The organism is Janthinobacterium sp. 75 (genome assembly GCF_004365495.1).
GTDB lineage: Bacteria > Pseudomonadota > Gammaproteobacteria > Burkholderiales > Burkholderiaceae_D > Janthinobacterium.
In genome coordinates this window covers 304,533-329,902 of sequence record NZ_SORD01000002.1, presented here as the reverse complement: position 1 = coordinate 329,902, position 25,370 = coordinate 304,533, and the positions used below count along the sequence as shown (strand labels likewise).

Genomic DNA, 25,370 nt, shown 5'->3' with positions numbered 1-25,370 from the left:
GCCCAGGCGCGCCGTCACTCCCCCGCGGCGCGCTGTCTTTTTTATTTTCGATGGGGGGCCATCACAAGGAAAACCATGTCCAAGAAACTATTGTGCGCCGCCGTATGCAGTGCTGTTTTGATGCCTGTCATGGCCGCTGCACCCGCCACTGCGCCGCTGAACGTCGGCTTCGTGTATATCAGCCCCATCGGCGACGCGGGCTGGACCACCCAGCACGACCAGGCGCGCAAGGAAATGGAAAAGGCGCTGGGTAACAAGATCAGCACCAGGTTTGTGGAAAACGTGCCGGAAAGCGCCGATGCGGAGCGCGTGATCCGCGACCTGGCGCAAACGGGCAGCAAGCTGGTCATCACGACCTCGTTCGGCTACATGAATCCCACCTTGAAAGTGGCGAAGCAATTTCCCAATGTGAAGTTCATCCACCTGACTGGCTACAAGACGGCGCCGAACGTGGCCAACACCAACGCCCGTTTCTACGAGGGCCGCTACCTGGCTGGCGTGTTGGCCGGCAAGATGAGCAAGACCCATGTGGCCGGTTACGTGGCGGCATTCCCCATCCCGGAAGTGTTGCAAGGAGTTAACGCCTTCACGCGCGGCATGCGCAGCGTCGACCCGAAGGCGGAAGTGAAAGTGGTATGGGTCAATAGCTGGTTCGACCCGGGCAAGGAACGCGACGCGGCCATCACCCTGATGGGCCAGGGCGCCGACGTGGTCACCCACCACACGGACTCGACCGCCGTGGTGCAGGCGGCGGAAGAGAAGGGCAAGTACGCGATCGCCTACCACTCTGACATGAAAAAGTACGGACCGAAGGCGCAGCTGGCTGCCGTCACCCACCATTGGGGCGAGTACTACACGAAGCAGGCGCAAGCCGTGCTGGACGGTACGTGGAAATCCAGCAGCACCTGGGGCGGCATCAAGGACGGCATGGTCAAGCTGGAAGGCATCAACGCTGCCGTGCCCGCCGATGTGAAACAGTTTGTATTGGCGCGTGAGAAAGACTTGGTAGCTGGCAAGCTTAATCCTTTCAGTGCGCCGATCAAGGATAACGACGGCAAGATACGCCTGGACAAAGGCGTGCTGGACGATGCAGCGCTGACGAAGATGGATTATTTTGTCGAAGGCGTGGCAGGGAAAGTTTCCGGAAAGTAATAGGTTTGCATATAGACTTGCTGTAATATTGCCGGAAACGGGAGTCGGGCCGGGGATACATGCGCATTCCCGGCCTACCCATAGAGCAGAGCTTGAACAAGCCCGTACCGGAGATCGACCCATGGATAGACTGGAAGTATTCAAGATTATCGCGCTGCAAGCGAGCAAGGGAGAACTGACGTTCCCCGCCAACGTCAAGGCCACCTTGAAGCTGCAGGAAGCGCTGGACGACCCCGATTGCCATATCGAAGCGGCCGCACGGATGGTCATGGCCGAGCCGTTGCTGTCGGCCAGGGTCGTGGCCTTGGCCAACTCGGCCGCCTACAACCGTTCCGGCAATGAAATCGCCAATGTGCGCGCGGCCGTCTCGCGCCTGGGCTTTGCCACCTTGAAGTCGATGGTGGCGTCCGTCATCGTGCGCCAGCTGGGCAGCCAGATCACGGACCCGCAATTGCGCGCCAAGTCCGCCAAGCTGTGGGAACACACGGCCCACGTGGCTGCGTTGAGTCAGGTCATCGCCAAAAAGGTCACGCATGTGGACGTGGAAACGGCCATGTTCGCCGCCATCGTGCATGAAGTGGGCGGCTTTTATCTACTGTCGCGCGCCGAGGAATATCCTGGCTTGCTCGACGACAACACGGAAGACTGGATCGAATACGGCGAAAAACTGATCGGCCGCGGCGTACTGCGCCAGCTGCAAGTGCCCGACATGGTCTTGCAAGCCGTGGAAGGCATGTGGCACGGCGGTAGCCCGTTTCCGCCCCGCACCCTGGGCGCGACCCTGGTGCTGGCCAATGATTTGTCGCCCGTGGGCTCGCCCCTGCATCCGCCGGAAAGCGCCGCGCGGCGCCAGGCGGCGGCGAAGATCGACTTCGGCATCGGCGGCAGCACCCTGCACACCATCCTCGACGAATCGGCCGAAGAGATCGAATCCCTGGCCGCGGCCTTGCTGGTCTGACGCTCTTCTTTCTGCTATCCCCGCCTTTGCTGCGGGGATTTTTTTCGTCCGCATTTTGATGCGCTTGCCCCATGGCATACAATCGCCGGCCCGGCTATCCGCCGGACCGCTTTCCTCCTCTTACCCAAAGGATTTTATGCAGAAGCTGTTTTCTTCCCTGGCCGCCACCGCCCTCGCTTCCAGCCTGGCGCTGGCATTTTCCGCGCAAGCCGCCGCGCCTGCCGCGCAGGGCTTGCCCATCGTGCAGGAAGCGCCGCTGCGCGCCCACCTGGCCTTCCTGTCCAACGATTTACTGGAAGGCAGGGGCACGGGCCAGCGCGGCGCCGACCTGACGGTGGCTTACCTGGAAGCCCAGGCACAGATGGCCGGACTGCAACCCGTGCGTGGCAATAGCTACCGCCAGAGTGTGCAAATTGCCGGCGTGAAGTCCTTGCCACAAGACAGCAGCCTGCAAGCCGTGGCGGGTGGCAAGAGCGTGCCGCTGGCATTCGGCCCGGACTGGGTCTGGGCCACGGGCGACTCCGTTGCCGCACATTCCTTTGACGCGCCGCTCGTGTTCGTCGGCTACGGCATCACGGCACCGGAAGAGGGCTGGAACGATTTCAAGGGCGCCGATGTCAAAGGCAAGATCGTCGTCATGATGGTCAACGACCCGCAGCCGACCAGTGCCGAGCCGAGCCGCTTCGCTGGCAAGGCGCTGACCTATTACGGCCGCTGGACCTACAAATTCGAAGAAGCCAAACGCCAGGGCGCCGCTGGCGTATTGCTGATCCACACGAAACCGTCCGCTTCGTACGACTGGAGCGTGGTGCAGAACAGCTGGAGCGGCAGCGAGCGCTTTCAATTGGCCGACCGCACCGCCGGCACGCCGCTGCAGGGCTGGATTGCAGAAGATGCGGCGCGCCGTCTGTTTGCGGCCGGTGGCCAGGACCTGGATGCCTTGCGCGCGCAAGCGGAAAGCAAGGACTTCAAGGCCGTCGCATTGAATGCCAAGCTGTCGGGCGAGATGAAGTCCGCCGTGCGCAAGGTGGAGCAGTTCAATATCGCCGGCATGGTGCCGGGCACCGATCCGACATTGAAGGATGAAGCCGTCATTTACAGCGGCCACTGGGACCACCTGGGCAAGCAAGGGGAGACTGGCGACACCATCTACAACGGCGCCGTCGACAACGCTTCCGGTACGGCCGGCTTGCTGGCCATGGCGCAGGAAGCCGTGAAAAAGCCGGCGAAGCGCACGCAGATTTTCCTGTGGGTAGCGGCCGAGGAACAAGGCTTGCTGGGCAGTGCCGCCTACGCGGCTGACCCGTTGTGGCCTTTGAACAAGACGGCCGCCGCGTTGAATCTTGACAGCCTGAACTTTGTCGGCGCCACGCACGACATCGGCGCGCAGGGCAGCGAGCGCACGGAGCTGGGCGCCATGGCCGCTACGGTGGCCAAAGCCATGGGCATGCACATTGCTGCCGCGCGTCCTGACCTGGCCGGCGGCTACTTCCGCAGCGACCATTTCAGCTTTGCCAAGGCGGGCGTGCCCGCGTTTTCCATCAATGGCGGACGCGAGTACATCAAGGACGTGGCAGCGTCGAAAGCCAAGGCGGCCGCCTACGGCCCCCGCTACCATCAAGTGACCGATGAGTACGACGCCAGCTGGGATTTGTCCGGCATGACGCAGCAGGCGCAGTTCACCTTGAACCTGGGGCAGGCCGTGGCGAACGCCGCCAGGATGCCGGCCTGGAAGGCGGGCGATGCGTTTGGCAAGGCGCGTGAGCAGGCCGCGAAATAAGACGTGGTCCGTGCATACAATGTTGTCGGATTACGCGCGGCCTCGCCGCGCTAATCCGACAACATTGTTGGCGCCGCAGCGCCGGATCAAGCCGCCCGTTCCAGCCTGCGCTGCGTATGCCGGTACTTGCTCCACACCAGCAGCATCAACAGCGGCATGGCGCCGCCCACCATGCACAGCGCGGGCCAGCCGCCGGCGGCGAAGCTGGCGCTGGCCAGCGCCGAGCCTGCCGAAGCGCCGATGAAGCCACCCGCGATGAAGACGGTGGTCACGCGCGCCCGCGCATGCGGCGCCAGTTTGTAAATGATGGACTGGTGCGTCACTTGCAAGCCCATCACGCCCATGTCCAGCAGGACGATGCCAATCAGCAATAGCACCAGCGAATGGGCGCCAAAGCCGATCAGGGCCCAGCCCGCGATCGAGGCGACGGCCAGCAGCCAGGTGGCCTGGCGCGCGTAGCCGCGGTCGGCCATGCGGCCCGCCGTATTCGCGGCAAAGGCGCCCGTGGCACCGGCCAGGCCGAACAGGCCGATCTGCATTTCCGAATAGTGGTAGGGAGCGCCGCTGAGCAAGAAGGTCAGGCCCGTCCAGAACACGCTGAAGGTGCCCAGGCCCAGGCCCGAGAACAGGGCGCGCTGGCGCAGCAGGGGTTCCTGGCGGATGATGTCGGCCAGCGAGGCCATCAGCTTGCCATATTGCAGCTTGCCACGCGGCGCTTCGTTCGGCAGGATGCGGCGCAGCATGACGAGCAGGGCGGCCACGACGATGGCGGCCAGCACGTAGACGGTGCGCCAGCCGCCGCTGATCTGCGACACGGTGCCGGAGACGGTACGCGCCAGCAAGATGCCCAGCAACAAGCCCGTCATGACGGTGCCCACCATGCGGCCCCGGCTGTGATCGGGCGCATACGAGGCCACCATGGCCGTGACCACCATCAAGGCGCTGGCCGTGATCCCCATCAAGACGCTCGCGATGGCAAAGACGATGATGTTCTGACTGGTGGCAGCCAGCAGCAGGGCGCCTATCTTGGCGATCAGCATCCACGTCAGCAACTGGCGGCGGTTCAGCACGTCGCTGAGCGGCACCAGAAACACGATGCCCAGCACATAGCCGATCTGCGTGGCCGTGACCAGGTAGCCCGCTTGCGGCACGCTCACGCCAAACGAGGCGGCCAGCATGGACGTGAGCGGCTGCACGTAGTACAGGCTGGCGACGAGCACGCCGGCGGACAGGGCGAACAGCAGGATGCGGGTGGCGCTCAGCAGGGTGCTGGCGTCGAGGGAAGGGGGGACTGCAGGTTTCATGCGATACAGCTTTCGAGTGATGCTTTTGGATCAGCATGATAGCGGGGCTGCGCATTTCTTGCCGGGCGCGGCCGATTTTTGCGGCGGGGCGGTGGGCAAGACAGCAGGCAAAAAAATCCCGGCGATCGTTGCCGACGGCCGGGAAAAGGGTATAGGGGGATATACCGAGGGAGGAAAATGTCCGTTACTGCTGCTGCGCCAACTCCGCATGCACCTGCGCCGTGATTTCATACGAGCGCAGCCGGTGCTGGTGTTCGAAGATCTGCGAGGTGATCATCAGCTCGTCGGCACCCGTTTCGGCGATGAAGGCGGCCATCTTTGCCTTCACCGTCTCCGGCGCGCCGATGGCCGTGCAGGAAAGGACGGAGTCGAGCATGGCGCGTTCCTGCGGACCCAGCTGTTCCAGATAGCCGGGCACGGGCGGCTGCAAGCGCGACGGGCGGCCCGTGCGCAGGTTGACGAAGGCTTGCTGCATCGAGGTGGCGCGCAGGTGCGCCTCGGCATCCGTGTCGGCGGCAAACACATTGAAGCCCAGCATCACGTACGGTTTGGCCAGTTGTTTTGAAGGCTTGAAGTGTTCGCGGTAATACGCCACGGCTTGCATCATCATTTGCGGCGCGAAGTGCGAGGCGAAGGCGTATGGCAAGCCCAGGTGCGCGGCCAGCTGGGCGCCGAACAGGCTCGACCCCAGTATCCACACGGGCACTTTCGCGCCCTTGCCGGGCACGGCCAGCACGCGCTGGCGCGGCTCGTCGGACATATAGTCGATCAATTCCAGCACGTCTTGCGGAAACTGCTCCGCGTCGGACTGCAGGTCGCGGCGCAGCGCGCGCGCCGTCGTCTGGTCGGAGCCGGGCGCGCGGCCCAGGCCCAGATCGATACGGCCCGGGTGCAGCGCTTCCAGGGTGCCGAACTGTTCCGCGATGACCAGCGGCGAGTGGTTCGGCAGCATGACGCCACCGGCGCCCACGCGAATGGTCTTGGTGCCGGCCGCCACATGGGCGATCACGACCGCCGTGGCGGCGCTGGCGATGCCGGGCATGCCGTGGTGTTCGGCCAGCCAATAGCGGTTGTAGCCCCAGCGTTCGCCGTGCTGCGCCAGGTCCAGCGTGTTCTTGAATGACTGGCTGGCGTTGCTGCCTTCAGCGATGGGCGCGAGGTCGAGTATGGAAAATGGAATCATGGTAGCGATATCGGGACGTGGTGGAAAATCACAATGGACGATTTGTCTATCCCCTGATGCTGGCAGGGTTACCCTGGACAGCGTGGCGGGGAAGACAGGCTGCGCACATGATAATGCGAATCGGGAATTTGCGTACTGATCGGTAAAAAACTCATGCTGATTGGAAATCGGTGCGGGCGATGCTAGAGTGGGCCTCCCCACTTTATGCACCCCGCCATGTTCAAGAAACCCCTCCTGCTGTCCCTGCTAGCCCTGCTGCTGCAGCCCTCCGTTCACGCCGCCCCCGTCAGCCTGCAGGCGCAGGACACGGCACGCCATGCGCTGGCCACCTATCCCGAAGCGCTGATCGCCAGCCTGGCAAAAATGGTCAGTTTCAACACGGTGGCCGATCCGGCCGTGCCGTTTGCCGACAATCCCCAGCACACGGGCTTCAAGCGCTACCTGGCGGCCGAGGCGCAGCGCCTCGGTTTCGACTTCCACGATCATGGCCACGTACTGGTTATCGGCATGGGCAAAGGCAGCGAAAGGGTGGGCGTGATCACGCACGGCGATGTGCAGCCCGTCAATCCCGCCAAATGGGCCCGCTCACCGTTCGAACTGGACCGTACCAGCGAAGCTGGAAAACTGCTGGGACGGGGCACGGAAGACGACAAGGGCCCCATCGCCACGGCCCTGTATGCGATGAAAGCCATCCAGGACAAACAGATACCGCTGAACAAGCGCATCGAGCTGTACGTCTACATGGCCGAGGAATCGGACTGGGAACCGCTGAAACAATTTCTCAAGACCCACACGCCGCCGCAGGTGAACATCACCATCGATGCGGAATATCCGGTGGTGACGGCCGAGAAGGGCTACGGTTCGATCAAGCTGGCCTTGCCGCCGCGCACGGCACTGCCAGCCGATGGCGGCCCCGTGCTGACGCGGCTGACGGGCGGCTTTTTCGGCAGCCAGATTCCGGAAGATGCAAGCGCCGTCATCGCGCACGCTCCGGCGGCGCTGGAAGCGGCCATCCGCGCCCGTGCGCAGGGCCAGCAGGGCATGCGCTACAGCTATGCGCGCGCTGGCGACACCCTGACGGTGACGGCGCTGGGCGTGTCGGCCCACTCGTCGAAACCGGAAGACGGCGTCAACGCCATCAGCATGCTGGCCGACGCGCTGGCCGTGCAGCCTTGGCAGGGCACGCAGGCGGCCGACATGCTGTCATTCCTGAATGAACTGGTGGGTACGGGCATCTACGGCGAGCGCTTTGGCCAGATCGCTTACCGCGACGGTTTCATGGGGCCGATGACGGTGGCGCCTACCGTGCTCAAACAAGATGGCAGCACGCTGGAACTGAACATCAATTTGCGCCGTCCGCAAGGCAAGACGGCGGCCGTGCTGCAGCAGCAGGTGACGGCCGCCTTCGATGCCTGGAAGGCGCGGCGCCAGGTGCCGGCCGCGCTGCAGGTGCAGATCGGCGAGCCGTGGCTGCAGATGGGCGCGCCGCAGATTCCCACTTTATTGTCCGTCTTCGAGCATTACACGGGCATGGCGAATCCGCAACCGGTGGCGATTGGCGGCGGCACCAATTCACGGCTGTTTCCAAACGCCGTCAGCTTCGGCCCGGCCATGCCGCACACGGTGTATACGGGGCATTCCGAACACGAGTTCATCACGGAAAAACAGCTGCTGCTGAACTTGCAGATGTACACGGCCGTGCTGATCGAGCTGGCGAAATAGCTGCTTGCAAAAATAGAAGGAAGTCATAGACTGCAAGCCTGAGACGAATCCAGGCGCCGAACTTTTTATGCGCATGCCGGTCTTACGTCTGTATGCAGGAAGGGAGCAGCTATGCATGAACAACAGGAGGCCCGGCAGACGCCAGGCATGCCAGGCGGGGTGGTGCCGCGCCTGAACCCGAGTCAGGAGTGGTCATGAACTGGCCGCTGGAAATGGAAGTGGCGCACAAGCTGGCGCAGATGCGGTGCTGGCTGGAACAGGAGCGTGCCGGTGCCGTGCGCCTGCGCGGCGTGGACTGGTTTGCGTGGGCCACGGCGGGCGCGTCGAACAGCCATAGCCATACGGCCGAGTGCGGCTGCGCGGAAGTGCTGGTGACGCGCGACGCCGCCTACATCCTGACGGACGAAGCCGAAGCCATGCGCATGCGCGACGAGGAAGTGCGCGGGCCATGGACGTGGCAAGTGTCGCCCTGGATGCAGCCGCAGTTGTATGAATTGCGCGAGCATTTCGTGCAGCATGCAGCCGGTGGTGCGCCTGTGTTGTCCGACCGGGCAGGCTTGCACGAACGCAGCCTGCCCGTGGTCTTGCGCGAAGAGCGGCTGGTGCTGCTGGAATCGGAGCAGCAGCGCTATCGCCAGGTCGGGCAGCTGGCCGCCGGGGCGGCCGCCGATGCGCTGCGCCAGGCCCGCCCCGACTGGAGCGAGCAGGAACTGGCCGCCGCCTGCGTGCGCGCGCTGTGGCTGCGGGGCTTGCAGGCCGTACACGTGCTGGTCAGCGGCGAGGCGCGCCAGCAGCGGTATCGGCGCGCGCCGCCGGCCCAGGTGGAGCTGGGCAGGCAAGCCGTGCTGGCCCTGTGCGCACGGCGTTTCGGCCTGTGCGCTAGTCTCAGCCGTCAACGGCGCTTCGGCCCCGCGCAGCGTCGCGTTGATGGCGCGGCGGTGGCCATGGACGATGCCGATGCCGCCATGCTGGCGCTGGAAGCGGTGGCGCTCGACGCTTGCGAAACGGGCCATACGCTGAGCATGGTGTATCACGCGCTCGACAGCGCCTACGCGTATGCAGGCCAACCCGACGCAGTGCGCACCAGCAGGCAGGGCGGCATCCATGGCTACCTGGCGCCCGAAGTGGCGGCCGGCGCGCACACGGAAATCATCCTCAAGCGTGGCATGGCGCTGGCCTTCCACCCCAGCCTGCCCGGCAGCACGGTGGAAGACACCTTTCTGCTCGACGGCAAGCAATTGCACAACCTCACGCACGACCCGGCCTGGCCTTCGGCCGTGGTGCAGGGGCGCAGCCGGCCGCTGACACTGGCCATGGCCTGATGCGGCCATGTGCGCAGCGGCAAGCATCGGCAAGCCCCGGCATCGATCAATAGCGCTGCATCATGCCTTTTGCACGCTGACCCGGTCGTCGATCTGGAAGGCGAACCGGGTATTTTGCGTGAAGGTGCGCGTCGTGCCGTCGTCCAGGTGCAAGGTGACGCGGTACAGCCCATGCCCGCCACCCCCTGCGTGCTGCCGCCCGCGTGCATGCCAGGCAGGTCGGCAGCAGCGTTGTTTTCAATCTCAGCTTGGTCTGCTCATGGTCGAACACGCAGGATCGTCACCTGCGCTGATACGGATGGCAGCGATTGCTACATGAAGAGCATGGCGGCGCAGGGATGTTCGGCAGCCGTCATGAGCGATTGAGCTAGATCAAGCGTCTCATTGCTGTGCTTGGTATAAACGATGCTGGTAATCACTAGGTCGTGCGCCTGCACGTTTCCTCATTGTTGATTCGGGAGAAAAAATGTCATCTGGTCCTACCGCAAAACTGATCGATGAGTTGGTGCTGGCCGTAGTCGGCACCGCGCGCGATGCCCGTGCGCGCCATGTACTGGCCCAGGCCTTGCATGGTCTGGTGCGGCTGGCGCGTTCGGAGCACTTGCTGGACATGCAGCGTGATGCTGCACGCGCTGTGAGCGCCGGCAGCCGGCGCGAGACGCGCGCCCTGATGCGGCGCCTGGGCACGCGTAGCCAGGGGCAGTTGCCGCTGGCATTGCAGGATTGCGAAGCGGACCGTGCCTGACTGGCTGGCATTGCCCCAGTTCAGATTCCAGGCTGCGCTGCGTCCTTGCCAAGGGCGGCGACGACCATTTTTGGCCAGAGGAAACACAGAGGCAGGCAGACCGCCGCTGCGGCCGTGATATCGACCACCCAGTCGCTCACGGCGCCATGGCGGTAAGGCAGGAAACTCTGGATGAATTCGTCCAGCGCGCCCATAACCGCCACCATCAGCACCGACAGCAGCGCCCGGCGGGTCATGCCGCCGCCCGTGCCGCTGAACAGGATCAGGGCCAGCACGCCATAGCCGAAGGAATGCAGTACGCCGCCCGAGGCATATTGGCCCACGTCAGCGCGCATGCCGGGTATGTCGCCGATCAGAATCACCAGCGAGTACAACACCAGGGCCGTGCGGTAGCGCAGGCGTGCGTGGCGGTCGGCAAAACAGAGTTCAAGCAAGGGTGCAGGCATGATGCGTCAGGACGGTGGAAAGGCAGTCACAATATCATGTGCATGGCGGACCCTTGTGTTTTTGCGCAGGAGCTTGTCTTGCAGGCAAAAAAAAGGCCCGCGGGGACGCGGGCCAAAAACCCAAATGAGTGGGTCAAGAGTTGAGAGTTGCTCGGTACTTACCATGTCGCGCACCTTGCCGGTGCCCGCCACGGTCATGAAGGGGGAGTGGTGTGCCATCGCAGCACACCTGTCTGTAGTCAGGCATATCGGTTGCCTGTACAGCAGATGAAGCAAGTATAGGGGGCGAACATGACGGGCTGATGACACGCCGCAACATTTTTTTGCGACAGGCAGAATGACTGGAAAGATTGGGTGGCATGGCAAGAATGGCCATGTTTCATGAGTGACAGCAAAAAAAAAGCCCGCTGGTGAAAGCGGGCTTAAAACTATTTTCTTGGAGGAGAATAGTGGAGACAGGTGCATTATGCTGCGTTGCACGATATGTGTCTAATGATCTTTTTAGATATGCGTTATTATTTTTTTATATAACTCCCTTGTTTCCCTCTCACTCCTTCACGGCCACCGTGTAGTTGAGCGCCATGCGTCCGCCATCGACATAGATGGTCTGGCCCGTCATGTAGGTGGCGTCGTCGCTGGCCAGGAAGGCGGCGATGCCGGCCACTTCTTCCGGCTCGCCGCAGCGGCCCAACGGCGTGCGCGACAAAATCGTGTGGCGCGCCTGCGGGCTGGACAATACCGCCTGCTTGGCCAGTTCCGTCAGGATGGTGCCCGGCCCGATGCCGTTGACGCGCACGCCATGCGGCGCCAGGTTCAGGGCCATGACCTTGGTCAGCTGGTTGATCGCGCCTTTCGACACCACATAGGGCACTTGATTCGGGATCGCCAATTCCGCATTCACGCTGGACATGTTGATGATGCAGCCGCTGTTGCGCTTGACCATCTCGCGCGCTACGGCCTGGCCGCACAGGAACATCGATTTCAGGTTGATGCGCATGATCCTGTCGAAATCGTCTTCGCAGACGTCGAGGAAATCGGCCGCGTGCGTGACGCCCGCATTGTTGATGAGGATATCGATGTGGCCGAACTGGGCCAGAGTTTCCTTCAGCATGGCATCGACGTCTGCCTTCTGGCTCACGTCGGCGCAAAAGAAGCGCGCTTGCGGGCCGAGGGCGGCCGCTGCCTGCGCGCCTTCTTCCTTGATGTCGACCAGCATCACTTGCGCCCCTTCGGCGATCAGGCGGGTGGCGCACGCCAGGCCGATGCCTTGCGTGGCCCCCGTGACGATGGCGGTTTGATTGATCAGTTTCATGCGGTCTCCTCGGCGGTATTAGGGGCCGCGCCCAGCTCGCGCGGCAATGGGCAGATTTTAATCCCTGGGCAGGAATTAGAGGAGGATGGGTTCGTTCGGTAACTGGTTGCCACGCGTGCCGCTGGCGGGGAAGTGGCTTTGCAACAAGGTATTCAGCTGCTGCAAGGCATCGAGCGTACTGTCATGGAAATTACCCTCCTTGAAGCCTCCCGTCATGATGCGGCACACGGCTTGCCACTGTTCCGGCGTGACGCGCCGGCCCACGTTGCGGTCGGCCACGATATCGACCTGGTGTTCGGCCAAGTTGATATAGATCAGTACACCAACGTTATCTTCCGTATCCCATACACCATACTGGGCGAACAGTTCGCGTGCCCGCTCGCGGTTGCTCACGCCCTGGTAGGCCATGCCGGGTGTCAGGGCCGCCTCAACGATCAGGCGTACTTCCGCCTGGTGCATCGCCTCACCGTCGGCAATCGTCGTTTCGATGGCTTTCAGCGTGCGTTCAGGAAAGGCCTGGCGCGCCGTTGCCGGCGTGCCGCGCAAATGCTTCAAGGCGCGTCCGCAGCGCTGTCCAAAGGTCAGTTGTTTCGTCATTACCAATCTCCCGAGGCGCCGCCGCCGTCAAAACCGCCGCCGCCGCCACCGAAACCACCGCCGCCACCGCCACCGCCAAATCCGCCACCGCCGCCGAAGCCGCCGCCGCCACGGTTGTTCAGCGCCTGGCTGAGGATGCTGCCCAGCACGACGCCCGTGGCGCCGCTGGACCAGTTGCTGCCACGCTGCAGCCGCGTAGGTCCGCCGCGCGAGCGGAATACGGTCAGCAAGACGAGAAAGCCGAAGAACAGCAGCGGCAGCCAGAAGGTCAGGCCGCCCGCTTCCACTGTGGCCGGAGCCTTCTGCTGTGCGGGGGCGGGGAATTGCTCCTGGTTCAGCAGGGTGGCAATCGCGCCAATACCAGCGACCAGGCCACCGTAATAGTCATTTTGCTTGAAATGGGGCGCGATCACGTCCTGCAGGATGCGTTTCGATTGCGCATCCGTCAGCACGCCCTGCACGCCGCGCCCCGCTTCGATACGCAGGCGGCGCAGGGACGATGGGTTGTCTTTCGCCACCATCAGCAACACGCCGTCATCGACGCCCTTGCGGCCCAGCTTCCAGGCATCCGTCACGCGGATGCTGTATTGCTCGATGGCTTCCGGTTCCGTGCTCTTGACCAGCAGTACGGCGATCTGGCTGCCCGTCTTGGCTTCGTAGTCGGCCAGCACGCCTTCCAACGCCGCTTTCTGCTTGGCGTCGAGCATGCCGGCGTTATCCGTCACGCGCGCCGCCAGCGGCGGCACGGCTTGCAAGCCCTGTGCGCTGGCGGGCAGGCTGGCGCACAGCAGCAGTGCCATCGCCAGCGCTGCCAGAGAAGACCAGGCTTTCATCTTATTTGCCGAAGTTGACGGTTGGCGCGGTCGAAATGGATTTTTCGTTTTCCACCGTGAACGAAGGCTTGACCTTGTAGCCGAACATCATGGCCGTCAGGTTGTTCGGGAAGCTGCGCGCATGCACGTTGTAATCTTGCACGGCAACGATGTAACGCTGGCGCGCCACGGTGATGCGGTTTTCCGTGCCTTCCAGCTGCGACTGCAAGTCGCGAAAGCTCGTATCGGCCTTCAAGTCAGGATACTTCTCGGACACCACCATCAGGCGCGACAGGGCCGACGACAGCTGTCCCTGCACTTGCTGGAATTTTTCGAACGCGGCCGGGTCGTTCAGCACTTCGGGCGTGATCTGGAAACTGGTGGCGGCGGCGCGCGCCTTGGTCACCGCTTCCAGCGTTTCTCGCTCGTGCGTGGCATAGCCCTTGACGGTATTCACCAGGTTGGGGATCAGGTCGGCACGGCGCTGGTACTGGTTGACCACTTCGCCCCAGGCGGCCTTGGTCGCTTCGTCCTTGGTCTGGAAGTCGTTGTAGCCGCAGCCCGTCAGGATACCGGCCAGGACGGTAACGCTCAGCGCCAGGCGCAGCCATTTGGTGAATTGATTGGTGATTTGCATGATGGGTTCCGTGCAGAGTAAAAGGGATGAGGCAAATATACCTGAAACGGCCCGGGATGTCGGTTTAATAAGCGCAGGCCGCCGCCCCTGGGGGGCTGTCTCCTGTCTTGTAAGGCCCGCGCCGCGTTACAATATGGGGTTTGCAACTGAATATAGAGAAGGTGTGCCGTGAATTTCATCAATAAATTATCCGCCGCATGGACGGCCAATAATTCCCTGCTGTGCGTGGGACTGGACCCCGACCTGGCGAAACTGCCGGCCGAACTGCGCGACTTGCCCGATGGAATCACCACCTTTTGCACGCGCATCATCGACGCCACTGCCGACCTGGCCTGCGCCTTCAAGCCGCAGATCGCGTATTTCGGCGCGCTGGGTGCGGAAAAGCAGCTGGAAGACATTTGCCGCTACGTGCGCGAGAATTACCCGCATATCCCGCTGATCCTCGACGCGAAACGGGGCGACATCGGCGCCACGGCCACGCAATACGCGCGCGAAGCGTTCGAGCGCTACGGCGCCGACGCCGTCACCGTGAATCCCTACATGGGCGAGGATTCGCTCGATCCCTACCTGGCCTGGAAAGACCGCGGCGTGATCATCCTGTGCCGCACCTCGAACCCGGGCGGCTCGGATCTGCAATTCCTCGATACGGACGGCGTGCCTCTGTACCAGCGCGTGGCGCGCCTGGTGGCCGAGAAATGGAACAAGAACGGCCAGTGCGCGCTCGTCGTCGGCGCCACCTTCCCTGAAGAACTGGCGCAAGTACGCGCCATCGTGGGCGACATGCCGCTGCTGGTGCCCGGCATCGGCGCCCAGGGCGGAGATATTGCCGCCACCGTCGGCGCGGGCCAGACGGCGAACGGCATGGGCATGATGATCAGCTCTTCGCGCGCCATCATCTACGCCACGCCGCAAGCGGGCGAAGACTTCGCCGATGCGGCGCGCCGCGTGGCGATTGAAACGCGCGATGCCATCAATCAACACCGCGCGTCTGATGGTGTCTGACATAAGCTACTGCGCGTCGCGATTTGCGGCCGGCGATGCTCACTGTGCGATCAATCAACACCGCGCAGCGTAGGTCGGATTAGCGGCGTAGCCGCGTAATCGGACACCAGCACGCTCGGGCCAACAATGTTGTCGGATTACGCGGGGCTTTGCCCCGCTAATCCGACCTACCCGGCCTGGTCCTTCAGTCGCGCATGGGCGCCACCATCTCCGCATAGTCGTACAGCTCACCGAGAATCTCTTCTCCCCGCTCATCCACGGACTCCGACAGCACGTCGATTTCCGTAAACAGCATCTCGATGGTGCGGGCGCCGCCGTCGCCGTCGAACAATCGGGCGGCGCGGTGCTGTTCCCAGCGCAGGCTTTCCGCTTCGCTCAGGGTTTGCGGGAAATTGCGGGCGCGGTAGCGGAACAGCAATTCCTGCAAGCGTTCGTCGGCAAACGAGGGGCGGGCTGTGGCCAGCTTGGCCGGCGTATCGCGGCGCAGGGATTCGAGCAGGCGGCGGTCGTCGTTGCTGACGAAACCATTGTACAAATCTTCATCCACATCCAGGGCGACATTCGCGCCCGGGCGCTGGAACACTTCGGCCCAGATCGCCTCCATGTTCGGCGCCGTGGCGGCCAGCTGCGCGTTGGCGCGCGCCGCTTCCACATCGATGCCCCATTGCGCGGCCATGGCGGGCGACAGGGTTTTCAGGTTGCCGACCAGCATGGGCGACTTGTTCAGGTGCACGCTTTTCACGGGCAGGCGCGTCATGCCTTCCGGCATGGCCTCCTTGCGCGTGAACAAACGCGTACGGATGGTGTCGGCATCCAGATTGAACAGTTCGCGCGGATCGTAGGCGCAGTCCCAGACGAGAATTTCATTTTTATTGCTCGGGTGCGTGGCCAGCGGCCAGACGATGCCCAGGCAGCCCCGTTCGGCGGGGAACATGCCGGACACGTGCAGGAAGGGCTGGCGCTCGCCGGCGGCCAGGTGCATGCCCATTTCACTGGCGACCTTGTCTTTCTTGTGCAGGGCCAGGCAGAATTCGAACAGTTTCGGCTGCCTTTCACGGATCAGGCGGGCCAGGGCGATGGTGGCGCGCACGTCGGAGAGCGCATCATGCGCCGCTTCGTGGGCCAGGCCATTGGCCTTGCTCAAGTGTTCCAGCCTGAAACTGGTCTGGCCATCGTCGCGCTTCGGCCATTGAATGCCTTCCGGGCGCAGCGCGTGCGTCATGCGCACCACGTCGAGAATGTCCCAACGGCCGCAATGGTTCTTCCATTCGCGCGCATACGGGTCGATCAGGTTGCGCCAGAACAGGAAACGCGTGACTTCATCATCGAAACGGATGGTGTTGTAGCCCACGCCGATGGTGCCCGGTTCCGAAAAGGCCGCTTCGATGGTGGCGGCGAACTGGTGTTCGGGCACGCCCAGCTGCAAGCATTGCTGCGGCGTGATGCCCGTGATCAGGCACGATTGCGGGTCGGGCAGGAAGTCATTTGCAGGCTGGCAATACAGCATGATCGGGTCGCCGATCTCGTTCAGGTCGGCATCCGTGCGGATGGCTGCAAACTGGGCCGGACGGTCGCGGCGCGGCTGGGTGCCAAAGGTTTCGTAGTCGTGCCAAAGGAAAGTCTGGGTAGTCATTGATGGTCGTTGATGGTCGTTGCTTAATTGGTTATCCGGGCCGCTAAAAGTGCCACTGCTACAGTTTTCTGAAAACCTGCCGATACTACACGAGAGCATGGTCATCATTGCGTTTCCCGCATGGTGGCATATATTGCCCGTTCAAGGAGGTCTATCGTGTCAATTCCCATCGCCGCAAGCGGCAATTCCACCCCTTCCGTGACTTCCGTCAGTACCGGCGTTGCCGGCAAGGACGATAAAGTCCAGCAAAAGGACGGCGTCAAGACTGAAATGAGCGTGAATGACCGCAGCAAGCTGCAGTTGACCGCCTCCATCATGCAGGCGTCGCTAAATGTCTCGATCGGTTCGGAAAACGAGCCGCTGGCGCTGCTGTACAAGACGGCCATCACGAATATCAATGAAGCGCTGAAGGGCCAGTACGGCGACGACGCCATCCAGAACGCAGCCTCGCAGGACAATAGCGCCGAGGCGACGGCAAGCCGCATTGTATCGCTGTCGACGGGGTTTTTTGACGCGTTCAAAAAACAGAACCCCGGCCTCGATGACGATACGGCCCTGACCAAGTTCATGGACACTATCAGCGGCGGCATGGAAAAAGGCTTCAAGGAAGCGCGCGACATTCTGGGTGGCTTGAAAGTGCTGAATGGCGATATCGCCGGCAATATCGACAAGACGTATGAACTGGTGCAGAAGGGCTATGCGGATTTCATCGCCGCGCACAGCAGCAAGAAGGATGAGGCCGCCAAGCCGGCCGACAGCAAGGCCAGCTGATCATTATTGCGCCGGAAGCGCCGGAGAAAATGTCCAGGGCGAGGTGCATTGCCGAAGGCAGTACGAATGTACGACGAGGCAATGCAACGACGCCATGGGCTTTTTATCAGGTGCTTACACGGTTGCGCCCGCCGGCTTTGGCGCGGTACAGCGCCGCATCGGCCGCCGCGATCAACGCTTCGTCGTCCTGTTCCGCCTCCAGCCTGGCCACGCCGAACGAGCCCGTGATGTGCGGCAGCGCGCTGCGCATGTCGGCGAAGATGACGGCGTGCTCCATGCGCTCGCACAGGCGCTCGGCCACCCGCAAGGCGACGTGTTCGTTGGTATCGGGCAAGATCACCATCATTTCCTCGCCACCATAGCGCACGGCAAAATCCGTGGGCCTCAGGGCTGCGCCCAGCACTTGCGCGGCGATGCGCAGCGCCTGGTCGCCCGCCTGGTGGCCGTGCGTGTCGTTGAAGCGCTTGAAATGGTCGAGATCTATCATCACCAGCGACAGCGGAGAGCTGCTGGCGTGAGCGGTGATGATCATGTTCGGCAGTAAATCGGTCAGCCAGGCGCGGTTGTACAAGCCCGTCAGGCTGTCGACCATAGACAGCTGGCGGTAGAATTCGCCCAGTTTCTGGCGCCTGCGCAGCAGGGCATTGGCGGCGCGGATGCGGAAGGACAGCAAGCGCAGCAGGTTGCGCGCCAGGCCGTTCGATTGTTCGATCAATTCCCAGACGACGGCCGCGTCGATCACCAGCAAATCGGTTTCTTCCAGGGCAGAAATGGCGGCCAGGTTGCTTGCTTCATCGAGCACCGATTGTTCGCCCACGCTTTCGCCGGGCAAGACCTTGCTGACGGTGCCGTCATCCATACCCGTGTGGGTGTCGGCCGCCACGGCTAGCGAGCCGCGCAGGACGATGTACAGGCTGGTGCCCTTGCTGTCGGCAATGGCTTCGCCCGCTTCGAGGCGCATGACGGGGCAGGGCGCCAGCATGGCGGCCGTCTGGCTATCCGCAGCATCGCAAAATAGCTGTAAATCGCCGATGTTGCAGCCTGAAGCGCCGAAGTTGCCGATATGTTCCACAATCATACTTTCAAAAAGCCGACGCGCGCGAGCAGCGGGACGGTATCTTCATGATAGCGTAAAGCGGCCTTGGCTGTAACGGCAAAGGCTTGCTTGATGTCACTTACTGTGGGAAATACGACAATTATTTCAATGTCGCGTTAATCAGCGGGAATGCTGATGGTTTTGGCATTGTTGTTGCCGCGCGCGAAAGGCGGGCCGGATGTGCAAAGGCAGCCTTGAACGGCTGCCTTGGTCACTAGAGTACTGCGGTGGGTGGAGTTACTCGGCGGTTTCTTCCGCTTCGGCCGTATCGATCACGGCATTCTTGCCGGTGGCGTGGCGCTTGCTGTCTTGCAGGCGGCCCAGGGCGCTATCGATGGCACGTTTCAGCTTGTCGGTGGCGCCGGCCACGGATTGATGCACGGTGGCGTTCTGTTCGGTCACGGCAATCGGCTGATAGCCAGCAACGCGAGCTTCCATGACGCAGCGGATATCGTCGGCGCCGCCTTTCGGGCCGTTTGTATCGCTGATGTGGACTTCGATGCGGGTCAGGTTGTCGCGGAAGCGGTTGAGTGCGCTTTCAAGTACGGATTGCACATGTTCGTTCAGTCCAGCGGTGTTGGCGATGGTGCTGTCGGTATGAATATTGATTTGCATATGCTTACTCCTGTCAATTCAAAAAAAACCCATCTCAGGCGCCATGCACGGCAGCGGTCTATTCCACTGCGGGGGCGCGTCGGCGCCTGGTTCTTGCCTCATGCACTTGATCTCTGTGCATGACTTATCTTACTCCAGTTTCCACAATTTCAAGGGGTCTGCACGATTAAGATGCGCTTAACCCTTCAGCCAGATCAAGTTTCCTTGTGGAATCTTTTTGCCCTGCTGCTTATCCATTGATCAAGCCGGCGGCAATATTGATGGACAGTCCCAGCACGACCAGGTTGAAGAAAAAGCTCAGCACGGATTGCCCCAGCACGATCTGCCGCATCGATCGCGTCTGCACGCAAACGTCCGACGTTTGCACGGCTACGGCGATGGTGAAGGAGAAATACAAAAAATCCCAGTAATCGGGGTTTTGCTCGTCGTCGGGAAACTTCAAGGGACGTAGCGCGGGGTCGGCCTGGTAATACAGGTGGGCATAGTGAAAGCAGAACAGGGTGCCGACGAGAAACCAGGAGCCGACCAGTGTGAGGATCGTCAAGCCGTAATGCAGCGCGCGCTCGTCCGGCGCCATGTCTTTCATCGACGACAGTTGCGAGACGATGGCCACCAGGCTCATCACGGAGGCGACGGACAGGGCCGACAGGACCGTGGCGGCCCGCTCATCCTGGCGCGCTGCCATCACCTTCACCTTGTGATGGTTGGCGCGCATCATCATCCAGGCCATCGTCGCCAGGTAAAACCAGACGGCGACGTTCCACGCCGTCAGCAAACGCGTCATCAGTTGCCAGGACGAGGGCAGCAACAGGCCGGCTGCCACGCCGATGGCCGTGGCCATGCTCAGGTGGGGGCGGCTGCGGATGAAGCTGCGCAAGGGAAACGTGATTTTCATGGTGCGAGTTGGTCAGTAGCGATAGCGCATCTTAGCGCTTAGTGTGCGCTCGCGGTCGCCGTTCTGGCGGCCGCTTCCTTTTCGTGGTGGGGGAAGCGGTCCATGCGTGACAGCACGGGGAACAGCACGGCCCAGATGCCCGTCACGGCCAGGGTGGCTGCGCCGCCGAAGAGCACGGCGCGGACCAGGCCGAACCAGCCAGCCGTCAGGCCCGATTCGAATTCGCCCAGCTCGTTCGAGGCGCCGATGAAGACGGCATTCACGGCGCTGACCCGGCCGCGGATCTCGTCAGGCGTCTCGAACTGCACCAGCAGATGGCGGATGTAGACGCTGACCATGTCGCCGGCGCCCATCAGGAACAGCGCCGCCAGCGCCAGCGGGAAATAGCTGGTGCTGCCCAGCACCAGGGTGCCCAGGCCGAAGACGGCCACGCCGCCGAACATCCAGGCGCCCACGCGGCGCGTGATGGGGAAGATGGCCAGAATGATCGAGCACAGGGCGGCGCCGGCGCCCGGTGCCGTGCGCAGCAGGCCCAGGCCGCTGGGGCCGATATGCAGCACGTCATGCGCGAGTGCCGGCAGCAGGGCCGTGGCGCCGCCGAACAGCACGGCGAACAGGTCAAGTGAAATGGCGCCCAGCACGATGGGTTTCGACCAGACGAAGCGCAAGCCTTCGAGCAGGGTATGCCAGCTGACGGGTTCGCGCTTCACCACTTGCGGCGCCGGCGTGGTGGCGCGCATCAGCAAGACGGATACCACCAGCAGCGCGGACGAGATCAAATACACCACCTTCGGGCCGAAGTAATACAGCAAGCCGCCCAGGGTGGGGCCCAGGATGATGGCCACGTGCGAGCTCGATGAGCTGAGCGCGACGGCGCGGCTGAAGTGCTGCGTGGGCACCATGTTTACCAGCACGGCTTGCGTGGCCGGCATCATGAAGGCGCGCGCGCTGCCGAACAGCACCAGCACGGCAAACACGGGCCAGACGATGGAGAGTCCACTCAGCGTAAAGGCCAGCAGGGCCAGCGCGCAAGCGAGCTGCGCCGCCAGGCACCAGGCGATGATGTTGCGGCGGTTGTAGCGGTCGGCGACATGGCCGGCCGGCAGGATCAGCACGAGGAAGGGGGCGAACTGCGCCAGGCCGATCAGGCCAAGGTCGAACAGGCTGCCCGTGATCTGGTACACCTGCCAGCCGATGGCCACGCTTTGCATCTGCACGGCCACCGTGCCCAGTACGCGGGCGGACAGGTAAAAGGCGAAATTGCGGTGACGCAAGATACTGAAGCCGTTGCCGGCGGACGCGAGGGACATGAGATTTCCAGGGAGCAGCGGGGAGGGGGCAGCGGATGCCGCACCAGCAGCCCCCGCTGTCTGGATGCCTACTTGGCCAGGTCGGCTTCGGTGGTGAAGGCGTCCGCGTAGAACTCGTCGGCTGGAAGTTGACACAATTGCACGAAATCGCGGTTGGCCGACTCCACGACGATCGGTGCACCGCAGGCATATACCTGGTAAGCGGACATATCTGGCAGGTCGGCCATGACGGCCTGGTGCACGAAGCCCGTGCGGCCGCTCCAGGCGTCTTCCGGCAACGCGTCCGATACGACAGGCACATACGTAAATTGCGGCAGGTCAGCGGCCCACTGGCGGCACAGCGCATCCATGTACAGGTCGTGCGGGCGGCGCGCGCCCCAGTACAGGGTGATCGGGCGCGGGGATTGCTCGTTGATCATGTGTTCGACGATGGCTTTCAACGGGGCAAAACCCGTGCCCGAGGCCAGCAGCACGACGGGCTTGTCGCTGTCTTCGCGCAGGAAGAAGGTGCCCATCGGACCTTCGAAGCGCAGGATGTCGCGCTCTTTCATGCTGCCGAACACCTGGTCGGTGAACAGCCCGCCCGGCATGTGGCGGATGTGCAGGCTCACGGGGCCACCGTCGACGGGCGCACTGGCCATGCTGTAGCTGCGGCGCTTGTTGTCGCGCAGCATGATTTCGATATACTGGCCGGCGCGGTAGTGCAGGCGCTCGCTGGCCGGCAATTGCAGGGTCAGCACAACGACGTCAGGCGCGACTTTGTCGATGGTGGTCACGCGCGACGGCATTTTCTTGATCGGATAGTCGCTGCTGCCTGCCACTTCGCGCGCCTGCACCACCAGGTCGCCCTGGGGCACGGCGCAGCACAGCAGCGAGTAGCCGGCGGCCGCTTCATCTTCCGTCAGGGAGCGGGCCTGGTATGGCTTATGCTGTACATTGCCGGACACGATCTTGCCCTTGCAGGAACTGCAGGCGCCGCTCTTGCAGCTATACGGCAAGCCCACGCCGGCGCGGATCGCTGCCGACAGAACGGTTTCGTCCGCTTCACAGCTGAATTGGTGGCCGCTGGGCTGAACAGTAATTTGAAAAGTCATACAATCCTTGAGATGAAAAATATGTTAATGCACTCTTTGCGCAAGCCGGTGGGTTTGCCGCGCCTGCTGATCCTGGGCTGCGGCGACGTCGGCATGCGTCTGCTGCCCCTGCTGCGCGCGCGTTTTCGCGTCTTCGCCGTCACCAGCCAGCCGGCGCGTTGCGCGCAGCTGCGGGCGGCCGGCGCCGTGCCCATCGTGGCCAACCTCGACGACCGCGCCAGTCTGAAGCGGCTGGCGGGACTGGCGAGTATGGTCGTGCATCTGGCACCGCCCCTGTCGTCGGGCTTGCTGGACCTGCGCACGCGCAATCTGGTCGCCATTTTACCCGAGCATGCCCGCATGGTGTATGTGAGTACCAGCGGCGTGTATGGCGATTGCGCCGGCGCCTGGGTCGATGAGACGCGGTCGACAGCGCCGGCGAATGCGCGGGCGAAGCGGCGCGTGGATGCGGAGCAGGTCTTGCGTGGCTGGGGCGCGCGCCGCGGCGCCAGCGTGGCCATCCTGCGCGTGCCGGGCATTTATGCGCACGACCGTCTGCCACTGAAGCGCCTGCGCGAAGGCACGCCGGCTCTGGCCGCTGGCGACGACGTGTACACCAACCATATCCATGCCGATGACCTGGCGCGCATCATCGAACGGGCCTTGTGGCGGGGCAAGCCGGGACGCGTGTATCACGCCAGCGATGACAGCGAACTCAAGATGGCGGACTATTTCGATGCCGTGGCCGATACGTTCGGCTTGCCGCGCCCGCCGCGCCTGCCGCGTGCCGAGTTGCAGCAAGTGGTCACGCCGATGCTGCTGTCGTTCATGTCCGAATCGCGCCGGCTGCACAATACGCGTCTCAAGCGCGAGCTGGGTGTGTGCCTGCGCTACGCGCGCGTGGCCGATGCCTTGCAGTCGCTGTCCGACGATGTGGCCGGCATCGGGTAAAATGGCCGGTTATCTGCGCACTTTGCTGGGCCGGCGCGCAGCGCGCCGTTGCGGCGGTGCGCCATTCACTTAAGGACTACAGCATGAGCACCCTCACTTACGAAGAATACCTGGACGAGGTCACCACCGTCCTGACGGAACTGTACGACCTCGACGACGATGCCGCCATCAAGCTGGTCGTGGCGGCGCAGGATGCCGAATTTTTTGTTCCGCACGATGCGCATGAGGAAATGCGTACCGCCGAGCAAGCCAAGAAAGATGCGGTCACCCTGTTCGAGCGCAAGCAGAATCGCCAGCAAACGCAGGAAAAACAGCAACAGCGCGTGCGCCAGCAAAAGAAATAAGGGCGGACCATCGGCTGCCTGGCCGCTGGCGCAGGGAACAGTGCGGGCTTCGGCGCAATGCCGGGGCTTGGCCATTTGATGCAGCGCAAGGGCATCATGGCGAACTGGCGATATGCTGAGCAAAGTCGTCACGCGTCCAGGTTATTTGTGGTGGGTTCTACGCAGCGCGACGCTGTTACCCGTCAGTAGGAGCGAGCCATGCGAACTGCGAGTTACCCCAGCAAGGAACAAGTACGCGCCTACATGCGCGGCCGCGAACATGCGCTGCGGCCACCGCCACCGCCCGATGAAATTCGCCGGCAACTGGCCTGGTGCCGCATGGATGCCTTCCCGGGCGCCTGTTTGCTGGCCATGCCGGCCGACGTGGCCGCGCACAGCTGGGTTTTATCGGCCGACATGGCCCGCCTGAGCACCCTCATGGCCATAGCTTGGCTCATGCACAGCGGTGTTCCTCATCGTAAAAATTGATGACTTGCAGCAAATTTTTCCGATTTGAGTTATCCTCTAGCACATTCCAAGTGCGTCAATTCTCTTCAATTATCACAATTTTGCTTTAAGTTACGCAAAAATCAACAATAGCGTGTATTATATTGTTTGTGGCTTAAAAGCCGCATAAGTGATGGCGCTTTTTAGTGTGTTTACCCTGAATTATTGCAGAAGAGACATTCGGTTTCTTTATGCATTAATACAACAAGTACGGATTTTTGATCATGTCTCTCAAACAAATTACTTCTTTGCCTACCTACAACCCGAATCGCGTCCTCGATGCGATCATCGACAAGCTGCAACTGAAAAACGATGCCGCCTTGTCGCGAGCTCTGGAAGTGGCGCCACCTGTTATCAGCAAGATTCGTCACAACACCTTGCCGATCGGCGCCACTATCCTCATCCGCATGCATGAAATCAGCGATTTCAGCATTCGTGAACTGCGCGAGTTGATGGCTGCCTAAGAGCGCCTGACAGACGGTAAACTGAGAGGTGCCGTCTGCGTAAGTCAGGCTTGCCGCGTGCGGCAGCCATAGCTGTTGTCTGCTTTTCTATTGCGGGTCGCGGTTCAGTACCGGACGATCGACATAGAAACGCCCCCTTTCCAGGCCAGTGGTGGACGACTTGACCACCGCTGCGGCCAGTGAGGCGGGCGCGCTGGAAAATGCGGTGTTGGCAGCCCCGGTCGCGCGGCCCGAATACGCCGTCGCCTGCACCGCCGCACTGGAAAACGCCGTTTGCACGGCCCGGCCCGAGTAGGCTGTCGCCTGCACTGCCGCACTGGAAAACGCCGCTTGCACGGCCCGTCCCGAATACGCCGTTTCTGCGCGGATATAATCTTCCCCGAACGTTTGCTCATACAGCTGCTTCATGCGCTCGCCCACGCGCTGGTGCGCCGCTTCGTCATCTTCGCCGCGCAAGCCGATGTACGGAAAGTGATGCAGGAAATAACCGAAGACCTGTTCGCAGTCCGCTGCATATTTCAGCGTGTCGAGGATGTGGTAATGCCAGAAGGTATCGACGTCCATCAGCGGCGCCGTTTCTTCTTCCGGAAACTGTTTCATCAGGATCAGGAAGCGCCGGTATTCGAACTCCACCGCATTCGCCTTCTCCAGGCTCCATCCTTCGCCTGACTCCCTGTGCATCAGCTTGACTTTGATCGCGTCCAAATTCAAATCAGCAATTGCCTTGAAACTGTCGTTCGTATCCATGAATGTCCTTTGG

The 25,370-nt window shown here is 62.4% G+C and carries 26 protein-coding genes; 12 read left to right on the top strand and 14 right to left on the bottom strand.

The features are described 5' to 3' along the window. Window positions 1-75 precede the first annotated feature (75 nt). From C8C89_RS25880 to C8C89_RS25870, 3 genes are all read left to right on the top strand, one after another. Entirely contained in the window at window positions 76-1,152 is a 1,077-nt protein-coding gene (locus C8C89_RS25880) for a BMP family ABC transporter substrate-binding protein (protein ID WP_133993946.1), read from the top strand. 121 nt (window positions 1,153-1,273) lie between these two features. Continuing rightward, window positions 1,274-2,110, top strand: coding sequence for an HDOD domain-containing protein (locus C8C89_RS25875; protein ID WP_101484127.1), 837 nt, complete (start codon window positions 1,274-1,276; stop codon window positions 2,108-2,110). Between the two features lie 136 nt (window positions 2,111-2,246). Beyond that, the gene (locus C8C89_RS25870; RefSeq protein ID WP_133993944.1) at window positions 2,247-3,890 is read left to right on the top strand and encodes a M28 family peptidase; all 1,644 of its coding nucleotides are present in this window, start codon (window positions 2,247-2,249) and stop codon (window positions 3,888-3,890) included. Window positions 3,891-3,976: 86 nt separating this feature from the next. On the opposite strand, the gene C8C89_RS25865 is transcribed toward C8C89_RS25870, so the two are convergent. Together C8C89_RS25865 and C8C89_RS25860 are read right to left on the bottom strand one after the other, a co-directional pair. Continuing rightward, window positions 3,977-5,194, bottom strand: a complete 1,218-nt coding sequence (locus tag C8C89_RS25865) for an MFS transporter (RefSeq protein ID WP_101484129.1) — start codon at window positions 5,192-5,194, stop codon at window positions 3,977-3,979. Window positions 5,195-5,378: 184 nt separating this feature from the next. Then, complete coding sequence (locus C8C89_RS25860) at window positions 5,379-6,377, bottom strand: LLM class flavin-dependent oxidoreductase (RefSeq protein ID WP_101484130.1); 999 nt, start codon at window positions 6,375-6,377, stop codon at window positions 5,379-5,381. A 216-nt stretch (window positions 6,378-6,593) separates the two neighbouring features. Between C8C89_RS25860 and C8C89_RS25855 the strand changes: the two genes are divergently transcribed. The 3 genes from C8C89_RS25855 to C8C89_RS25845 all read left to right on the top strand — a co-directional run bounded on the left by C8C89_RS25855 (window position 6,594) and on the right by C8C89_RS25845 (window position 10,166). Further along, window positions 6,594-8,099 carry a dipeptidase gene (locus C8C89_RS25855; RefSeq protein ID WP_133993942.1) on the top strand — a complete coding sequence of 502 codons (1,506 nt, stop codon included), beginning with the start codon at window positions 6,594-6,596 and terminating at the stop codon, window positions 8,097-8,099. 194 nt (window positions 8,100-8,293) lie between these two features. Beyond that, window positions 8,294-9,421, top strand: coding sequence for a M24 family metallopeptidase (locus C8C89_RS25850; RefSeq protein WP_133993940.1), 1,128 nt, complete (start codon window positions 8,294-8,296; stop codon window positions 9,419-9,421). A gap of 466 nt (window positions 9,422-9,887) precedes the next feature. After that, window positions 9,888-10,166 carry a hypothetical protein gene (locus C8C89_RS25845; RefSeq protein ID WP_101484133.1) on the top strand — a complete coding sequence of 93 codons (279 nt, stop codon included), beginning with the start codon at window positions 9,888-9,890 and terminating at the stop codon, window positions 10,164-10,166. 20 nt (window positions 10,167-10,186) lie between these two features. On the opposite strand, the gene C8C89_RS25840 is transcribed toward C8C89_RS25845, so the two are convergent. The 5 genes from C8C89_RS25840 to C8C89_RS25820 all read right to left on the bottom strand — a co-directional run bounded on the left by C8C89_RS25840 (window position 10,187) and on the right by C8C89_RS25820 (window position 13,970). Beyond that, complete coding sequence (locus tag C8C89_RS25840; RefSeq protein WP_243858427.1) at window positions 10,187-10,612, bottom strand: VanZ family protein; 426 nt, start codon at window positions 10,610-10,612, stop codon at window positions 10,187-10,189. A gap of 547 nt (window positions 10,613-11,159) precedes the next feature. Beyond that, complete coding sequence (locus C8C89_RS25835; protein ID WP_133993938.1) at window positions 11,160-11,924, bottom strand: SDR family oxidoreductase; 765 nt, start codon at window positions 11,922-11,924, stop codon at window positions 11,160-11,162. Between the two features lie 75 nt (window positions 11,925-11,999). Continuing rightward, a complete protein-coding gene (locus C8C89_RS25830) occupies window positions 12,000-12,521 on the bottom strand; it encodes a TPM domain-containing protein (RefSeq protein WP_101484135.1) in 522 nt (173 codons plus the stop codon). Further along, window positions 12,521-13,354: a TPM domain-containing protein gene (locus C8C89_RS25825; protein ID WP_101484136.1), complete on the bottom strand. Its 834-nt coding sequence runs from the start codon at window positions 13,352-13,354 to the stop codon at window positions 12,521-12,523. Before C8C89_RS25825 ends, C8C89_RS25830 begins: the two co-directional genes overlap by 1 nt. A 1-nt stretch (window position 13,355) precedes the next feature. Then, entirely contained in the window at window positions 13,356-13,970 is a 615-nt protein-coding gene (locus C8C89_RS25820) for a LemA family protein (RefSeq protein ID WP_101484137.1), read from the bottom strand. A gap of 168 nt (window positions 13,971-14,138) precedes the next feature. Here C8C89_RS25820 and pyrF point away from each other — a divergent pair, with 168 nt between their 5' ends. After that, window positions 14,139-14,972, top strand: coding sequence for an orotidine-5'-phosphate decarboxylase (gene pyrF, locus C8C89_RS25815; protein ID WP_101484138.1), 834 nt, complete (start codon window positions 14,139-14,141; stop codon window positions 14,970-14,972). Between the two features lie 184 nt (window positions 14,973-15,156). On the opposite strand, the gene sbcB is transcribed toward pyrF, so the two are convergent. Then, a complete protein-coding gene (gene sbcB / locus C8C89_RS25810) occupies window positions 15,157-16,605 on the bottom strand; it encodes an exodeoxyribonuclease I (protein WP_133993936.1) in 1,449 nt (482 codons plus the stop codon). A 156-nt stretch (window positions 16,606-16,761) separates the two neighbouring features. Between sbcB and C8C89_RS25805 the strand changes: the two genes are divergently transcribed. Further along, window positions 16,762-17,376, top strand: coding sequence for a DUF5610 domain-containing protein (locus C8C89_RS25805; protein WP_243858425.1), 615 nt, complete (start codon window positions 16,762-16,764; stop codon window positions 17,374-17,376). A 106-nt stretch (window positions 17,377-17,482) separates the two neighbouring features. Here C8C89_RS25805 and C8C89_RS25800 read toward each other — a convergent pair whose 3' ends face one another. The 5 genes from C8C89_RS25800 to C8C89_RS25780 all read right to left on the bottom strand — a co-directional run bounded on the left by C8C89_RS25800 (window position 17,483) and on the right by C8C89_RS25780 (window position 22,386). After that, window positions 17,483-18,448: a GGDEF domain-containing protein gene (locus C8C89_RS25800; RefSeq protein WP_133994181.1), complete on the bottom strand. Its 966-nt coding sequence runs from the start codon at window positions 18,446-18,448 to the stop codon at window positions 17,483-17,485. Between the two features lie 261 nt (window positions 18,449-18,709). After that, window positions 18,710-19,087, bottom strand: coding sequence for an HPF/RaiA family ribosome-associated protein (locus tag C8C89_RS25795; RefSeq protein WP_034781728.1), 378 nt, complete (start codon window positions 19,085-19,087; stop codon window positions 18,710-18,712). 229 nt (window positions 19,088-19,316) lie between these two features. Then, window positions 19,317-19,982 carry a DUF1345 domain-containing protein gene (locus C8C89_RS25790; protein WP_101484140.1) on the bottom strand — a complete coding sequence of 222 codons (666 nt, stop codon included), beginning with the start codon at window positions 19,980-19,982 and terminating at the stop codon, window positions 19,317-19,319. Between the two features lie 38 nt (window positions 19,983-20,020). Then, window positions 20,021-21,292: an MFS transporter gene (locus C8C89_RS25785; RefSeq protein WP_133993934.1), complete on the bottom strand. Its 1,272-nt coding sequence runs from the start codon at window positions 21,290-21,292 to the stop codon at window positions 20,021-20,023. A 68-nt stretch (window positions 21,293-21,360) separates the two neighbouring features. Beyond that, on the bottom strand, window positions 21,361-22,386 hold the full coding sequence (locus C8C89_RS25780; protein WP_101484142.1) for a CDP-6-deoxy-delta-3,4-glucoseen reductase: 1,026 nt from the start codon (window positions 22,384-22,386) through the stop codon (window positions 21,361-21,363). Window positions 22,387-22,398: 12 nt separating this feature from the next. Between C8C89_RS25780 and C8C89_RS25775 the strand changes: the two genes are divergently transcribed. The 4 genes from C8C89_RS25775 to C8C89_RS25760 all read left to right on the top strand — a co-directional run bounded on the left by C8C89_RS25775 (window position 22,399) and on the right by C8C89_RS25760 (window position 24,610). Next, window positions 22,399-23,316, top strand: a complete 918-nt coding sequence (locus tag C8C89_RS25775; RefSeq protein WP_101484143.1) for an SDR family oxidoreductase — start codon at window positions 22,399-22,401, stop codon at window positions 23,314-23,316. Window positions 23,317-23,399: 83 nt separating this feature from the next. Next, window positions 23,400-23,660: a hypothetical protein gene (locus C8C89_RS25770; protein ID WP_070257479.1), complete on the top strand. Its 261-nt coding sequence runs from the start codon at window positions 23,400-23,402 to the stop codon at window positions 23,658-23,660. A 198-nt stretch (window positions 23,661-23,858) separates the two neighbouring features. After that, window positions 23,859-24,128 (top strand): hypothetical protein, encoded by a 270-nt coding sequence (locus C8C89_RS25765; protein WP_133993932.1) that lies wholly within the window; start codon window positions 23,859-23,861, stop codon window positions 24,126-24,128. A 242-nt stretch (window positions 24,129-24,370) separates the two neighbouring features. Continuing rightward, window positions 24,371-24,610, top strand: coding sequence for a hypothetical protein (locus tag C8C89_RS25760; protein WP_029496207.1), 240 nt, complete (start codon window positions 24,371-24,373; stop codon window positions 24,608-24,610). A gap of 87 nt (window positions 24,611-24,697) precedes the next feature. Here C8C89_RS25760 and C8C89_RS25755 read toward each other — a convergent pair whose 3' ends face one another. Further along, complete coding sequence (locus C8C89_RS25755; protein ID WP_133993930.1) at window positions 24,698-25,357, bottom strand: glycine-rich domain-containing protein-like; 660 nt, start codon at window positions 25,355-25,357, stop codon at window positions 24,698-24,700. Between the last annotated feature and the right edge of the window lie 13 nt (window positions 25,358-25,370).

What these genes read in the sequence shown, in the direction of transcription:
- C8C89_RS25880 (WP_133993946.1), top strand. Translation starts at nt 76, where the DNA reads ATGTCCAAGAAACTATTGTGCGCCGCCGTATGCAGTGCTGTTTTGATG.
- C8C89_RS25875 (WP_101484127.1), top strand. Translation starts at nt 1,274, where the DNA reads ATGGATAGACTGGAAGTATTCAAGATTATCGCGCTGCAAGCGAGCAAG.
- C8C89_RS25870 (WP_133993944.1), top strand. Translation starts at nt 2,247, where the DNA reads ATGCAGAAGCTGTTTTCTTCCCTGGCCGCCACCGCCCTCGCTTCCAGC.
- C8C89_RS25865 (WP_101484129.1), bottom strand. Translation starts at nt 5,194, where the DNA reads ATGAAACCTGCAGTCCCCCCTTCCCTCGACGCCAGCACCCTGCTGAGC.
- C8C89_RS25860 (WP_101484130.1), bottom strand. Translation starts at nt 6,377, where the DNA reads ATGATTCCATTTTCCATACTCGACCTCGCGCCCATCGCTGAAGGCAGC.
- C8C89_RS25855 (WP_133993942.1), top strand. Translation starts at nt 6,594, where the DNA reads ATGTTCAAGAAACCCCTCCTGCTGTCCCTGCTAGCCCTGCTGCTGCAG.
- C8C89_RS25850 (WP_133993940.1), top strand. Translation starts at nt 8,294, where the DNA reads ATGAACTGGCCGCTGGAAATGGAAGTGGCGCACAAGCTGGCGCAGATG.
- C8C89_RS25845 (WP_101484133.1), top strand. Translation starts at nt 9,888, where the DNA reads ATGTCATCTGGTCCTACCGCAAAACTGATCGATGAGTTGGTGCTGGCC.
- C8C89_RS25840 (WP_243858427.1), bottom strand. Translation starts at nt 10,612, where the DNA reads ATGCCTGCACCCTTGCTTGAACTCTGTTTTGCCGACCGCCACGCACGC.
- C8C89_RS25835 (WP_133993938.1), bottom strand. Translation starts at nt 11,924, where the DNA reads ATGAAACTGATCAATCAAACCGCCATCGTCACGGGGGCCACGCAAGGC.
- C8C89_RS25830 (WP_101484135.1), bottom strand. Translation starts at nt 12,521, where the DNA reads ATGACGAAACAACTGACCTTTGGACAGCGCTGCGGACGCGCCTTGAAG.
- C8C89_RS25825 (WP_101484136.1), bottom strand. Translation starts at nt 13,354, where the DNA reads ATGAAAGCCTGGTCTTCTCTGGCAGCGCTGGCGATGGCACTGCTGCTG.
- C8C89_RS25820 (WP_101484137.1), bottom strand. Translation starts at nt 13,970, where the DNA reads ATGCAAATCACCAATCAATTCACCAAATGGCTGCGCCTGGCGCTGAGC.
- sbcB (WP_133993936.1), bottom strand. Translation starts at nt 16,605, where the DNA reads ATGACTACCCAGACTTTCCTTTGGCACGACTACGAAACCTTTGGCACC.
- C8C89_RS25795 (WP_034781728.1), bottom strand. Translation starts at nt 19,087, where the DNA reads ATGCAAATCAATATTCATACCGACAGCACCATCGCCAACACCGCTGGA.
- C8C89_RS25790 (WP_101484140.1), bottom strand. Translation starts at nt 19,982, where the DNA reads ATGAAAATCACGTTTCCCTTGCGCAGCTTCATCCGCAGCCGCCCCCAC.
- C8C89_RS25785 (WP_133993934.1), bottom strand. Translation starts at nt 21,292, where the DNA reads ATGTCCCTCGCGTCCGCCGGCAACGGCTTCAGTATCTTGCGTCACCGC.
- C8C89_RS25780 (WP_101484142.1), bottom strand. Translation starts at nt 22,386, where the DNA reads ATGACTTTTCAAATTACTGTTCAGCCCAGCGGCCACCAATTCAGCTGT.
- C8C89_RS25775 (WP_101484143.1), top strand. Translation starts at nt 22,399, where the DNA reads ATGAAAAATATGTTAATGCACTCTTTGCGCAAGCCGGTGGGTTTGCCG.
- C8C89_RS25770 (WP_070257479.1), top strand. Translation starts at nt 23,400, where the DNA reads ATGAGCACCCTCACTTACGAAGAATACCTGGACGAGGTCACCACCGTC.
- C8C89_RS25765 (WP_133993932.1), top strand. Translation starts at nt 23,859, where the DNA reads ATGCGAACTGCGAGTTACCCCAGCAAGGAACAAGTACGCGCCTACATG.
- C8C89_RS25760 (WP_029496207.1), top strand. Translation starts at nt 24,371, where the DNA reads ATGTCTCTCAAACAAATTACTTCTTTGCCTACCTACAACCCGAATCGC.
- C8C89_RS25755 (WP_133993930.1), bottom strand. Translation starts at nt 25,357, where the DNA reads ATGGATACGAACGACAGTTTCAAGGCAATTGCTGATTTGAATTTGGAC.